Raw genomic sequence first — 13,040 nt, 5'->3', positions numbered from 1 at the left:
AAGGACTGATTGGCAATGGGTGGCATCATCCTGGCCCTTCTGGTCATCTTGGCGGTGCTGGTGATCACCACGCTGGCCAAGACGATCAAGATCATCCCGCAGGCGCGGGTCGGCATCGTGGAGCGCTTCGGCAAGTTCCAGTCGAAGCGTGACCCCGGCCTGAACGCGGTGATCCCGTTCGTCGACAAGGTGCGCTACATGATCGACATGCGTGAGCAGGTCGTCGCGTTCGCGCCGCAGCCGGTGATCACCGAGGACAACCTGACCGTCTCGATCGACACGGTCATCTACTTCCAGGTCAACGACCCGGTCGCGGCGACCTACGAGATCGCCAACTACATCCAGGCCGTCGAGCAGCTCACCATGACCACCCTGCGCAACATCGTCGGTGGCATGACCCTCGAGGAGACCCTGACCAGCCGCGAGCAGATCAACTCCGGCCTCTCGATCGTCCTCGACGAGGCCACCGGCCGCTGGGGCATCAAGGTCAAGCGCGTCGAGATCAAGTCGATCGACCCGCCCATGTCCATCAAGGACGCGATGGAGAAGCAGATGCGCGCCGACCGCGACAAGCGCGCCGCGATCCTCACCGCCGAGGGTCAGCGCCAGTCCGCGATCCTCTCCGCGGAGGGAAACAAGCAGTCCGCCATCCTCAACGCCGAGGGTCAGCGCGAGTCGCAGATCCTGGCCGCGCAGGCCGACCGTGAGGCCGCGATCCTGCGTGCCCAGGGTGAGGGTCAGGCCATCCAGACCGTCTTCCAGGCGATCCACGACGGCCGCCCGGACCAGTCGCTGCTGGCCTACCAGTATCTCCAGATGATGCCGAAGATCGCCGAGGGCGACGCCAACAAGGTGTGGATCATCCCGAGCGAGATCGGCGCCGCGCTCGAGGGCCTCGGCTCGACGATGAACAGCCTCAAGGGCATCCCGGACGAGGTCGAGGGCCCGGTCAAGCGTGTCGACATGGGCTCGGCCGAGCCGAAGCTCGACCTGGAGAACTCCTCCTCCGCGGCCGCGGCCGTCGAGGAGGCGCTCGCCGAGGCGAAGCAGGCCGAGGCCCCCAACCGGCCGCAGGCCCCGCAGACCCCGCAGACACCGCCGGCTCCGCAGCCTCCTGCCGAGCCGACCGTCTAGGTGGATCCGCTCCAGTCCGCCCTCATCCTGATCGCCGGGGTGGGGGCGGGCACCATCAACGCGGCCGTCGGCTCCGGGACACTGATCACGTTCCCGACGCTGCTGGCCTTCGGCGTACCTCCGGTGGTCGCCAACGTGTCCAACACGATCGGCCTGGTCCCGGGCTCGCTGGCCGGTGCCTGGGGCTACCGCCGCGAGCTCGCCGGGCAACGGGGCCGGATCCTGCGGCTCGGTGTCGCCGCACTCATCGGCGGCGCCGTCGGCGGGATCCTGCTGCTGGTGTTGCCGCCGGGCGCGTTCGAGGCGATCGTCCCGGTGCTGATCGGCCTCGGCGTGCTCTTGGTGATCACCGGGCCTCGCATCTCCAGGTGGGTCGCGGAACGACACGGTGAGCTGCCCGACGATGGCAGTGAGCGCTGGTGGGTCTGGCCGGCGATCGCCGGGCTCGGCGTCTACGGCGGCTACTTCGGTGCCGCCCAGGGCGTGCTGATGATCGCGATCATCGGCATCGGGGTCGCCGAGTCTCTGCAGCGACTCAACGCGCTCAAGAACATCCTGGTCGCCATCACCAACGGCATCTCGGGGCTCATCTTCGCCCTCGTGGCCGACGTCGACTGGAAGATCGCCGCCCTGATCGCGGTCGGTGCCACGATCGGAGGTCTGCTGGGCGCGAAGATCGGGCGTCGGCTGCCGCCGAACGTGCTCCGCGCCGTGATCGTCGTGGTCGGCATCACCGCACTGGTGGCTTTCCTGCTGGGCTGAGTCTGGTGGGATGGGTCCCATGGAGCTCTACGATGCGATGCGGACCACCCATGCCGTACGCGACTTCACCGACGACCCGCTGCCCGACGAGGTCCTCGCCCGGATCCTCGACAACGCCCGGTTCGCGCCCTCCGGCGGCAACCGGCAGGGCGCCCACGTCGTGGTCGTACGCAGCCAGGAGACCCGGGAGCGTCTGGTCGAGCTGTCGGCGACGGGTGTCCGCAGGTACATCGCGCAGCAGCGGGCCGGCGAGATGCCGTGGAACACGGTGCACCCGACCGCGCTGTCCGACGAGCAGATCGCCGCGACCCGGGTGCCGCGCGGGATGGTCGAGCCGCTGCGTAACGCTGCGGTCGTGCTCGTCTTCCTCGTCGACCTCGGCGTGGTCGCCTCCCTCGACTCCGAGCTGGACAGGGTCGGTGTGGTCTCCGGCGCCTCGGTCTACCCGCTGGTGTGGAACACGCTCCTGGCCGCGCGCAACGAGGGCTTCGGCGGCGTGCTCACCACCATGGCGGTCGCCGAGGAGCCGGCGCTCCTGGAGGTGCTCGGCGCTCCGGAGGGCTACGCCGTCGCTGCGGTCGTGCCGCTGGGCAAGCCGGTCAAGCAGCTCACCAGACTCCGGCGGCAGCCGGTCGAGGAATTCGTGACCTCGGAGAGCTTCTCCGGGACTCCGCTGAGAGACCACTGATGGCGGGGTCCCGCAGGACCCCGCCATCAGCTCTCGGACCTGAGGATCAGGCCTTGTCGGCAGGAACGGCGGCAGCGGTCGCCCCGCTCCCGTTGCTGCTGGTCTCGCTGCCGTTTCCGTTGCTGTGGTCGTCCTCGATGACCGCGAGCGCGAAGTCGTCGCCGTGCTCGGTGACACCGGTGATGACGGCCTGCTCGACCGCCTCCGCGGCGTACTGGCCACGCACGATCAGCGGGTCATGGGCCAGGTCGCGCTGCAGCGAGACCGCGAGCCCGACCATGATCACCGTGAACGGCAGTGCCGCCACGATCGTGATCGTCTGCAGGCCGGACAGTGCGTCCGCGCCGCCGGCGATCAGGCCCAGGATCGCCACGACACCGGTTGCGACACCCCAGAAGACGACCGTCGACCGGCTCGGCTCCTCCGAGCCGCGCTCGGAGAGGGTGCCCATCACGATCGAGGCCGCGTCGGCACCGGAGACGAAGAAGATCGCCACCAGCGCCATGACCAGGATGCTCATCACCGTGGCCAGCGGGAACTGCTCGAGGGTGGTGAACAGCTGGGACTCGACGCCGCCGAGACCGGCGATGTCGACGTCGCCGGCACGCTGCACGTCGATGGCGGTGCCGCCCATGATGCAGAACCAGATCACGCTGACGGCGCTCGGCACCAGGAGCACGCCGGCGACGAACTGCCGGATCGTGCGCCCACGCGAGATCCGCGCGATGAACATGCCGACGAAGGGGGTCCAGGAGATCCACCAGGCCCAGTAGAAGACGGTCCAGGAACCGAGCCACTCGGAGGTCTCCGTGCCGCCGACGCCGGTGCGGGCCGACATCTGGGCGAGGTCGCCGAGGTAGGTGCCGAGCGAGGTCGGGATCAGGTCGAGGATGAAGACCGTCGGGCCGACCACGAACAGGAACAGCGCCAGGAACAGCGCCAGCACCATGTTGATGTTGGAGAGCCACTGGATGCCCTTGGCGACACCCGAGACCGCGGAGATGACGAAGCAGACCGTCAGGATCGCGATGATGCCGATGAGCACGTTGTTGCCGACCTCGCCGAGTCCGGCGACGATCTGCAGGCCGCTCTCGATCTGGATCGCGCCGGTGCCGAGCGAGGTCGCCGAACCGAAGAGCGTCGCGAAGATCGCGAAGATGTCGATCGCCTTGCCGGCCGGGCCTTCGACGGTGCGCTTGCCGAGCAGCGGCGTGAAGGCCGAGGAGATCAGGCTGACGCGGCCCTTGCGGTAGGCGCCGTAGCCGATCGCCAGGCCCACGACGGCGTAGATCGCCCAGGGGTGCAGCGTCCAGTGGAACATGGTCGTCGCCATCGCGTGCTGGATGGCCTCGGGGTTGCCCGCCTCACCGGTGCCCGGCGGCGGGGTGACGAAGTGCGAGATCGGCTCGCTGACGCCGTAGAACATCAGACCGATGCCCATACCGGCGCTGAACATCATCGCGACCCAGGACGCCGTCCTGAACTCCGGCTTCTCGTCGTCACGGCCCAAGGGGATGTTGCCGTACTTGCTGACCGCGAGCCAGACGATGTAGATGACGAAGCCGCTGGCGGTCAGGACGAAGAACCAGCCGGCCTTGTCCAGCACCCAGGCGAGGGCGTCGCCGGCGACCTTGCTCATGCCGTCGGTGTTGATGAAACCCCAGGCCATGAACGCGATGGCGATGGCCGCGGCGATGCCGAAGACGACCCAGTCGATGCCCTTGCGTTGTTCCTGTTCGCTCGAGATCGGCAGGTCCAGCGCGGGGTGGGGAACGACTTCACCCGTGGGCGACTTGATGAGGGCCGAGGAGTTGTGATGGTCGGAATGTTTCGGACTGTCTGTCTTCTTCTCAGAAGTCACACTGTTGTCCTTCCGGTTGGTTTCGGGACCACAGCACCCTAACGCGCACCGACTTTGCCTTCCGTTCACCGGGGGGCCGCGACCGGGCGATTGACAACGAGAACTGGCCCGACTGTGTCGGGCCAGTTCATGTGCTGTTTCGGGTCTGAGGGGACCGGTATACCCCTACGGGTCTAGACCCCGTACGCCGCCAGCCAGCGCTCGATCTCGGCGTAGGCCTGCTTGCGGACCTCGGGGCGCGACAGGATCACGTCGTGCTTCGCGCCGGGGACCGCGACGTAGGTGACATGGCTGCCGATCGCGGTCGACCAGCGGCGGATCTGGCGCACGTCGAGCACGATGTCGGTCGAGTGGACGAGCTCGCCCATCGCCTTCGGCTTGCTGGAGCGGTCGGAGGAGAGCACCAGCACCGGCGCCTTCACGTTCAGGCCCCGGTGGAGCTTGGAGTGACCGTCGCGGATCGCCTTGAGCCAGCCGAGCCGGATCGGGTAGGAGCCGACCGGCTTGAGGCCGAGGTCGAACTCCCACTCGCCGTCGTGCTCGACGTGCAGCGACATGGTGTAGAACCCGCTCACGTCGCGGCCCAGCTCGCGCATCGGAGCCCGGTGGCCGATCCGGCGTACCACCGGGCTGGCTACCTCGCGCAGCAGGAACGAGCCCTGCAGGTCGAGCCACGGGGAGTTGAGCACCATCCCGGCCAGCTCGTCGGGCTGGCGGTCGTCGGCCCACAGCGAGGTGGTCAGGCCACCGGTGGAGTGGGCGCTGAGCATGATGTGGGAGTGGCCGTCACGCTCGGTGATCCGCTCCCAGGCGGCGTCGATCTCGTCGAAGTACTCGGCCAGATCACCCACGTACGTCCCGGACTGGTGCTCGCGCAGCGAGCGACCGTACTTGCGCAGGTCGAGGCCGTAGAAGTCGTAGCCGCGCGCGGTCCACCACTCCGCATACTCCTTCTGGAAGAAGTAGTCGGAGAAGCCGTGCACGTAGAGGACGGCGCCCTTCGCATCGCCGTCGTCGGCCGGCCGCTTGACCAGCGTGGCCACGACGGTGCCCTCGAAGTCGTCCGCGAGCTCGATGGTCTCCACGGTGTAGGGCTCACCGAGTACGTCGATCGTCATGAACGCATCCTCTCACCAGAAGGAAGGAACCAGGCCCCAACGTCCGTAGACGTCGGTCATGATCTTCTTCAGTCGCTCGGAGTCGGGGATCGCGTCGGGGTCGAGGGCACGGATGGCCAGGTTGCAGGTGTCACCTACCTCGCACCACCAGGAGGTGATCCCGCCGCGCATCCGGCGCAGCTCGCCACGGGTCGCTCCGAGCGCCAGGCCACGGAAGAGGATCGAGTCGGCGGCCACCCCGAACGGCGCGATGAAGTCGGGGTCGGGGCGGCCCAGGTTGGAGGCCAGGCCCAGCGGGGTGACGACGTTCTTGAGCAGCGACTTCGCGACGCGGTCGGGGATCATCTGCGCCAGCGGCGCGATGTGGGCGATCGGGTCGGGACGTGTCCCCTGGAACAGCGCCGAGAACTGCTTCTTCGACCGCTCCCGGATGTGGGCGAGGTCGGTGACCCGGCCGATGCCGTCGCGCAGCTCGGTCTCGACCGCGATCGAGACGCCCGAGGTGGCGTTGGAGCGCAGGTCGCCCTCGCCGCGCATCGACACGGGCAGCGACATCTTGACCGGCTCGCCGGGGCGTACGATGCCGGCCTCGAGGAGCAGCTCGACACAGATCGCGACCTGCAGGGCGTTGGAGGTGCCGCCGGCCCGCTCGACCGCCGCGTTCCACTCCGAGACCGGGCAGTCGGCAGAGGCGAAGGCCACCTCGTGGACCACCTGGTCGTCGCGCTGCGGGGGTGGCACCGGCCGTCTCTCGGAGGACTGTGCCTCGAGGGGCGCGAGCTTTCCTGCCTTGCGGGCCGCCCGGAGGCCGCGGGCCGCGGCGCGTGCCATCGCCCGGGCGTCGCGCCAGTCGTCCTGCCGGGTGACCTCGGTCGCCGCGGGGGCCTCGACGGGGAGCCGGGGCAGGGGCTCGCGGCGTACGGCCGCAATCAGGGCACCGAGCTTCATCCCGCCGTCGGCGACGATGTGCGAGGCGTTGTAGGCGACCACGGTGCCGCCGTCGGTGGTGTAGGCCATGAAGAACGCCCACAGGGGTCCCTCGACCGGGTCGAACGGCACCTCGCCGGTGGTGGTGTCGAGCCAGGAGGTCACCTGGTCCGGCTTGATCCGGTCGGGGTGCAGGCGGACCGGCTCGGCCCTCGTCGCCGGCACCCAGCGGGACCGGGCGCCGGGCACCTTCGGGCGTGCGACGAGGCGGTTGAGGGGGCCCTTGGTCAGCTCGTCGACCACCTCCTGGACCGCCTCGACCGCGATCTCGGTCGGGAACCGCCAGGCAGTCTGGCCGACGACCGGAACCCCGATCACGGTCGCGGAGCGGAGGAAGACCTCGTCGTCGTACGTCAGCCGGTTGGTGCGCTCGGGAGCGACCGGCGCCGGGCGGGCACCGGGGCTCGCGGGTGGCAGCGAGGGCATCAGCACAGGCTCGGTCACCTCACCACACCTCGACGCTCAGGCCCCACGAGCCGAGCTCCTCGACGACCAAACTCTTCAGAAACTCCAGGTCGGGCACGCGGTCGGGCTCGGCGGCGACCAGGTTGAGCGTCGTACGCTGCCCCGACTGGATCAGCCAGGCGATGATCCCGCCGCCGACGTCGTAGGCGTCCTGGGCGGTGGCGTTCTGGTAGCCGGCGAGCCCGGCCACGAGGCGTACGTCATCGCCCATGGCGTAGCGGTAGTCGTCGGGGAGCTGGGGCAGGTTGGAGGCCATGCAGGCGGCCGCCGGCGGCTGCGGGAGCTTGTCGAGCACGGCGTCGGGGAGCATCTGCATCATCGCCAGCGGGACCGGGACCAGCCCCGGGCCGGCCTGGCCCAGGCGGATGTAGGCCGCCTTGGAGAGCTTCTTGATCTGGGCCAGATCACGCCGGTCGAGCACGTCGCGCGGCACCTCGACCATGGCCACGCGCGTGGAGTTGGAGCGCACGTCCCCGGGCTGGAAGTCGCTCATCGGCAGCGAGACCGGGACATCACCCCGATCTACCGGCACGTGGTCGATGCGGACGAGCAGGTCGGCGACCACGTTGATGAACCAGGCGTTGGTCGAGCCGCCGTGCTCGGCGGCGATCTTCGTCATCGTCTCGGTGTCGAACTCGGTGATCATCCGCGGCATCCGCCACGTCTCCGGGGCCGGGTTGGGGGTGGCCTCCGGGTAGACTCGCGGTGCCTGGGAGGCCAGCGCGGCGGTGCCGTCCCTCTTCGCCCGGCGACGTGCCCTGGCCCAGTCGCGGACGGCGCGCCGCTGGCTTCGCGAGTCAGCGGCTTCCGCACGGAGGCGGTCCCAGCCCGTGGCAGGGGCCGGTGGCAGCCGCAGCGGCTCGCCGCGGGAGGCCCGGCACACGGCGTCGAGCACGGAACCGCCGTCGCCGACCGCGTGGGCCAGCAGCATCGAGACCACCGAGGTGCCGTCGTCGAGGTTGATCGCGGTGAGCCGGTAGGTCAGGCCCTGGTGCGGGTCGAGATGGTCGCTGTGACGTTCCTGGAGCCAGTCCGTGATCTCGACGACCGGCAGGACCTCGTCGTAGAGCTCGATCGACGGCTCACGATCGGCGTTGGTCCACAGATCGCGGGCCCCGGGGAACTTCGCCCGGTGCAGCCTCCGCGACAGCCCGCCCTCGGCGAGGCCGGCCGCGATGTGGTGCAGCCGGTCGGCGTCGTAAGGACTGTCGAGCCGCCAGATCCACTGGTTGGCGATCGGACTTCCGAGACCGCGATGGCGCCGGGCGAAGAGGTCGTCGGCGAACTGGAGCCGGCCGGAGTTGTCGATCGGTGCACGGGTGAGAGCGGGCATGGGGGAGTCCTCGAGATAGAGCGGGCGGCCGGGCGAAGCCTCGTCAGAAAGCACAGCTGGGGAGCGCGCGCAGGGGGAGGAGTCAATCGGAGTTGATACGTCATGTAAACCCCCCGGGGCAATAAAGAAATGTGGTGATCCCCACGTCCGGAGGTTGTCGAATTCGGGTCCGTACCTGTGTGCACAATAGGCCGCGACATGGGACGACATCGCTGTCGTCGCAGGCTGGTCGCCTTCTCGGGCTACGGCGTTCTTGAGGTTCGTTCGGGTTCCCGCGTTGGCGTTGTGCCGCAATGAGCCCCCCACCTCAGAGAGGAACTCCACCTCCGATGGAGTACACCGAGCTGTCCGCGTACGACGTACCCCCGGGCGAGGTGACCGCGTGGATCCCCACGGCGGAGCCGAGCGCCTGGGTCGCCGACGATCGCCGACTGTCCCACAACCACGAGCTGCACCTGGACACCGCCGCGGCGGGCTCCTGGATCGGCTCCGTCATGCGGTTGTCCGGGCGGCTCGACCCCGACGCGCTCGGTCTCGCGCTCCGGGCCTGGATCGGGCGCCACGAGGCGCTGCGCGGGACCGTCGAGGAGACCTCTACCGGGCGGCGGCGTCGTGTCGTCGCGCCCGCGGACGTGTCGGTGGCGACCACCGTTCTCGGCCGGTTCGACGGCGAGGACGCCCGGGGCTGCGTCTCGGACTTCCTCGCCGACCACATCGATCCGTCGGCCTGGCCCTACGTCGTCTTCGCGACGGTCGCCGACGCCGACGGCTTCACCCTGGTCTTCGGCGCCGACCACGGTGTCATGGACGCCTACTCCCAGCTGCTCTGGTTCGAGGAGATCGCCACGCTCTACCAGCGGGCGCTGGCCGGTGAGCCGTTCGCCGAGCTGGCCGCGGTGACCACCGGCAGCCACATCGACCACGCCGCCGCCGAGCGGGGCACCGGGGAGACGATGTCGCTGGAGAGCGAGTCGGTGCGGGTCTGGCGCGACTGGCTGACCGGTCCCGACGGCCGGCTCCGGTTCGCCGACTTCCCGGTCACGGGGATCACCGACGTACCGCCCTCGGCGTCGCCGCTGCCGCAGGCCAGCCTGTCGCAGTGGCTCGCCGACCCCCGCCAGGCCCGGGTCCTGGGCGAGCTGTGCAAGAGCGCCGGCGTCTCCTTCCAGGCCGGGATGATGGGCGCGATGGCTTACGTCCTGCGTGCGCAGCACGGCATCGAGCGGATGCGCTTCGTCGCGCCCATGCACACCCGCTACTCCGCCGAGCACGCCGCCGCGGTCGGTTGGTACGTCGGTCTCGTCCCCGTCACCCTCGACATCACCGGCGCTGCGAGGCTGCCCGAGGTCGCCGCCCGGGTCCAGGCCGCGCTCGCCGAGACGAAGCCGCTGGTCCCGCAGCCGTTCGCGCGGGTCGCCGACCTGCTCGGTGTCTCGGATGCTCCCCATTTCGTGGTCACCTTCGTCGACACCCGCTTCATCTCCGGCGCCGAGCACTGGAACGACTGGGACGCCCGTACGCTGCGCGCCCCCGTCCGCGCCGACGACGAGGTCTACCTCTGGCTCGTCCGCGACCGCGACGGTCTCAACGTGTCGACGCGCTACCCGGAGACGGTCGCCGCCGAGCGGGTCGTGCGCGACCTGATCGGCGGGATGAGCGATCTCTTCGACGAGATCGCGCAACCCGAGACCGCCTCGCTCGAGGGGACGGCATGAGTGAGCGCCAGCGAACGGCAGTCGGGCTCAGGCCGCCGGTTCCGTATTCTCTGCTCTCCTCGACGGAGGCGGCGGCATGAGGATCGGGCCGCTCGCCGAGCTGGATCCCGCGCCGGGCCGCGTGGTCGTGCTGCGCCCGACGGCCGAGTGCCAGGCGGCGGCCGACGCCGGGCCGGTCTCTGTGGGCGCGCCCTCGTTCCTGCAGGCCGACCATCTCGACGCCTTTCGAGCCAAGGTCGCCGCCGGCGGTGTGCACCGGGCCTGGACCGGCACCGCGGGTGAGTTCTCCGGCGCCTTCTCCGAGGCCGCCTATGCGGTCGCGCTGACCGCGTTCGTGAGTCGCCACGAGGGGCTGCGGACCTGGTTCGACCTCTCCGGGGAGGTGCCGGTGCGGCACCTGGTGCCGGCCGAGGCGGTCGCCTTCGAGGCCGTCGAGGTCGAGGCGCCGGCCGACTGGTCCGATGGCTGGGAGGACCTCCTCGTCGGACTGTGGGACGAGCAGTGCCGCCCCGACTCCTGGGCGCCGTTCCTCCTCGGCGCGATCGTGCGCGAGGACGGCTTCACCTACTTCTGGGGCTGCGACCACGCGTTCACCGACGGCGCCTCGCAGCTGATGGTCCCGGCCGAGCTCGGCGCCGCCTACGCCGCGGCGCTCGGGTCCGAGGTCGAGCCGTTGCCCGAGGCGGGCAGCTTCGTGACGTACGCCGCCGCCGAGCGGCAGCTCGCCGCCGAGTGCGACCCGGACACCCCGGCGGTGCGCGAGTGGGTCGACATCGTCTCGCGTCACGGCGGGCGGCTGCCGCGGTTCCCGGTCGCCCTGGGACTGGACGCGGGGGAGACCGCGCCGGTCCGGGTCCGGCGATGGACCGCGCTGGAGGGCGAGGCGGTGGACGCGCTCGAGTCGCTGTGCCGGTCGGCCGGCGGCAGGTTCACCAGCGGCGTCTTCGCGCTCCTGGCCCACGCCGAGCAGCGGCTGACCGGCAGCTCGGACTACCTGGGGATCACCGTCCTCGGCACCCGTTCGCAAGAGACCGCGGCGTCGCACGGCTGGTTCTGCAACTTCGCACCCGTCTCGATGCCGGTGGGGGAGGTCTTCGCGGAGACGGTGCTCGCCGCGGAGAAGGCCTTCGGGACCGCCCGTGAGCTGGCCCGCACCCCGGTCCATGTGCCGCTGGGTGCCATGGTCGCCGGTGGCGTGCTCGCACCGAGCGAGCTGGCCAGCCCGCAGATGGTCTCCTATCTCGACGTACGCAGGTTCCCCGGCGCCGGCACCACTCCGTTCGACACCGGGCTGCACTTCACCGGTGAGGGACGTACCGCCAACGCCAGCCTGTGGGTCAACCGCTTCGCCGACCGCTTCGAGCTCGCCACGCAGAGCCCCGACACCGAGCAGGGCGGGCGGGCCGTGGTGACCTACCTCGAGGCCCTTCGCGATGTGCTCGCCGACCTGGGCCTGCCGGTGCGTCCGGTGGACGCAGATCAGATCATCGGGACCGGACATGCTGGTCACGACGGCTGATCTGTGGGAGCCCCGGCCGGGCACCCTGCTGCGCTGGGACGTCTCCGCCCCGGCGCACGGTGCGCCCGCCCAGCTCTCGCTCAACCAGCGCAACCATCTCGCCGGCGCGACGGCCGGGGCGCCGACCGTCTGGCTCGCGGCCGCCTTCGACGTCGACGGCCCCATCGAGCCGGTCGCGCTCTCGCGCACCTGGCGCGCCTTCCTCGCCCGCCACAGCAGTCTCCAGCTCGAGGTCGTCGCCGCGCCCGACGGGCCGCAGGCGCGCCGCCACCACCCCGGCACCCTGACCTGGTCGGTCGCCACCTTCGGTCACACCAGGACGGTCGAGGAGACCCGCGCCGCGCTGCATGCCGCGCTCGACGAGCGGTGCGGACCGTTCGGCTATCCCGCCTTCCTGCCCGCCGCGATCTCTCGCCCCGACCGATCCACGATCGTCCTCGGCATGGACCACCTGCACTGCGACGCCCACTCGGTCGCCGTGGCGGTCGAGGAGCTGGCGCACCTCTACGCAGCCTTTGCGGAGAGCGGCGAGGAACCCTCGCTGCCAGCGGTGGGCTCGTTCCTCGAGGCCGTCTCGCAGGGTCTCGACGGCCCCGTCCGGGTGGCTGCTGACGACCCGCTGCTCCGGGGCTGGGGTGACTTCCTCGCCGGCCGCGGCCACCGGCTGCCGACCTTCCCGCTGCCGCTCGGCCTCGAGCCGGGCGAACGGGCTGCCCAGGCCACCGCCGTGGCCACGCTCGCCGGCGCCGACCTGATGGACCGCATCGGCGCCCGCGCCCGCAACAGTGGCGCCTCCACGTACGCCGCAGTCCTGGCCGCCCTCGCCACCGCGATCTCCGATCTCGGTGGTGGTGAGCGTCTGGACACGATGGCACCGGTCTCCACCCGATCTGCCCAGCCTCTCACCCGCTCGATCGGCTGGTACACCACCACCGTCCCCCTCACCGTCCCCGCCTCGCTCACCGATGTGGGTCTGGCCGAGGCCGGCGACGCCGTCCGTCATGGCGTACGCCTCGGGTCGGTGCCTCTCGACCAGGTCCTCGGGTCGCTCACCGAACCGCTGGTGCAGACCCGCAGCGACGTCTTCGTCGTCTCCTGGATCGACTACCGCCACGTCCCCGGCGGCTCCGCCCACCTCGATCGCGACGCCCAGCACATCTCTGCCTCCACGTTGGCCGACGACGTCCAGATCTGGTTCTCCCGCACCCACACCGGCCTCGCCGTCCGGATCCGCCACCCCGACACTGCGGTCGCCGGGGCGTCCGTGGAGTCCCTCCTCGACCGACTCCGCCACACCCTTGCCGACCTGGGCGCCGCGGCAGAAGCCAGCCGAGTCGGCGCAAGCGCATCCACGAGGTGCCGGTCGACTGGGTCGACGACCCCGACTCGACCGTGCACATCGTGAGGACGGCGACCGAGGACCTCAAGGGCGTGTGGCGGGTCGGCAAGGCGCTGGCC

The 13,040-nt window shown here is 70.4% G+C and carries 10 protein-coding genes; 6 read left to right on the top strand and 4 right to left on the bottom strand.

Annotated elements, in window-relative coordinates:
- Window positions 1–15 precede the first annotated feature (15 nt).
- The 3 genes from ACFVDI_RS25000 to ACFVDI_RS24990 are packed head-to-tail and all read left to right on the top strand — an operon-like array spanning window position 16 to window position 2,584.
- Window positions 16–1,134, top strand: coding sequence for an SPFH domain-containing protein (locus tag ACFVDI_RS25000; RefSeq protein ID WP_378911490.1), 1,119 nt, complete (start codon window positions 16–18; stop codon window positions 1,132–1,134).
- Entirely contained in the window at window positions 1,135–1,896 is a 762-nt protein-coding gene (locus ACFVDI_RS24995; protein ID WP_378911489.1) for a sulfite exporter TauE/SafE family protein, read from the top strand. It abuts the gene before it with no gap.
- Between the two features lie 19 nt (window positions 1,897–1,915).
- Window positions 1,916–2,584, top strand: a complete 669-nt coding sequence (locus ACFVDI_RS24990; protein ID WP_378911488.1) for a nitroreductase family protein — start codon at window positions 1,916–1,918, stop codon at window positions 2,582–2,584.
- A gap of 46 nt (window positions 2,585–2,630) precedes the next feature.
- Here ACFVDI_RS24990 and ACFVDI_RS24985 read toward each other — a convergent pair whose 3' ends face one another.
- From ACFVDI_RS24985 to ACFVDI_RS24970, 4 genes are all read right to left on the bottom strand, one after another.
- Window positions 2,631–4,445, bottom strand: a complete 1,815-nt coding sequence (locus tag ACFVDI_RS24985; protein WP_378911487.1) for a BCCT family transporter — start codon at window positions 4,443–4,445, stop codon at window positions 2,631–2,633.
- A 173-nt stretch (window positions 4,446–4,618) separates the two neighbouring features.
- Window positions 4,619–5,563, bottom strand: coding sequence for an alpha/beta hydrolase (locus ACFVDI_RS24980; protein ID WP_378911486.1), 945 nt, complete (start codon window positions 5,561–5,563; stop codon window positions 4,619–4,621).
- A 12-nt stretch (window positions 5,564–5,575) separates the two neighbouring features.
- Complete coding sequence (locus tag ACFVDI_RS24975) at window positions 5,576–6,994, bottom strand: hypothetical protein (protein ID WP_378911485.1); 1,419 nt, start codon at window positions 6,992–6,994, stop codon at window positions 5,576–5,578.
- Between the two features lies 1 nt (window position 6,995).
- Window positions 6,996–8,348: a hypothetical protein gene (locus ACFVDI_RS24970; protein ID WP_378911484.1), complete on the bottom strand. Its 1,353-nt coding sequence runs from the start codon at window positions 8,346–8,348 to the stop codon at window positions 6,996–6,998.
- A gap of 329 nt (window positions 8,349–8,677) precedes the next feature.
- Between ACFVDI_RS24970 and ACFVDI_RS24965 the strand changes: the two genes are divergently transcribed.
- From ACFVDI_RS24965 to ACFVDI_RS24955, 3 genes are all read left to right on the top strand, one after another.
- The gene (locus ACFVDI_RS24965) at window positions 8,678–10,063 is read left to right on the top strand and encodes a condensation domain-containing protein (protein WP_378911483.1); all 1,386 of its coding nucleotides are present in this window, start codon (window positions 8,678–8,680) and stop codon (window positions 10,061–10,063) included.
- Window positions 10,064–10,139: 76 nt separating this feature from the next.
- Window positions 10,140–11,582, top strand: a complete 1,443-nt coding sequence (locus tag ACFVDI_RS24960; protein ID WP_378911482.1) for a condensation domain-containing protein — start codon at window positions 10,140–10,142, stop codon at window positions 11,580–11,582.
- Window positions 11,563–12,987, top strand: coding sequence for a condensation domain-containing protein (locus ACFVDI_RS24955; RefSeq protein WP_378911480.1), 1,425 nt, complete (start codon window positions 11,563–11,565; stop codon window positions 12,985–12,987). The genes ACFVDI_RS24960 and ACFVDI_RS24955 overlap by 20 nt, the downstream gene beginning before the upstream one ends.
- Window positions 12,988–13,040 lie beyond the last annotated feature (53 nt).

The organism is Nocardioides sp. NPDC057767, assembly GCF_042798275.1.
GTDB lineage: Bacteria > Actinomycetota > Actinomycetes > Propionibacteriales > Nocardioidaceae > Nocardioides.
This window is presented reverse-complemented; position numbering and strand designations above follow the sequence as displayed.

What these genes read in the sequence shown, in the direction of transcription:
- ACFVDI_RS25000 (WP_378911490.1), top strand. Translation starts at nt 16, where the DNA reads ATGGGTGGCATCATCCTGGCCCTTCTGGTCATCTTGGCGGTGCTGGTG.
- ACFVDI_RS24990 (WP_378911488.1), top strand. Translation starts at nt 1,916, where the DNA reads ATGGAGCTCTACGATGCGATGCGGACCACCCATGCCGTACGCGACTTC.
- ACFVDI_RS24980 (WP_378911486.1), bottom strand. Translation starts at nt 5,563, where the DNA reads ATGACGATCGACGTACTCGGTGAGCCCTACACCGTGGAGACCATCGAG.
- ACFVDI_RS24970 (WP_378911484.1), bottom strand. Translation starts at nt 8,348, where the DNA reads ATGCCCGCTCTCACCCGTGCACCGATCGACAACTCCGGCCGGCTCCAG.
- ACFVDI_RS24965 (WP_378911483.1), top strand. Translation starts at nt 8,678, where the DNA reads ATGGAGTACACCGAGCTGTCCGCGTACGACGTACCCCCGGGCGAGGTG.
- ACFVDI_RS24960 (WP_378911482.1), top strand. Translation starts at nt 10,140, where the DNA reads ATGAGGATCGGGCCGCTCGCCGAGCTGGATCCCGCGCCGGGCCGCGTG.
- ACFVDI_RS24955 (WP_378911480.1), top strand. Translation starts at nt 11,563, where the DNA reads ATGCTGGTCACGACGGCTGATCTGTGGGAGCCCCGGCCGGGCACCCTG.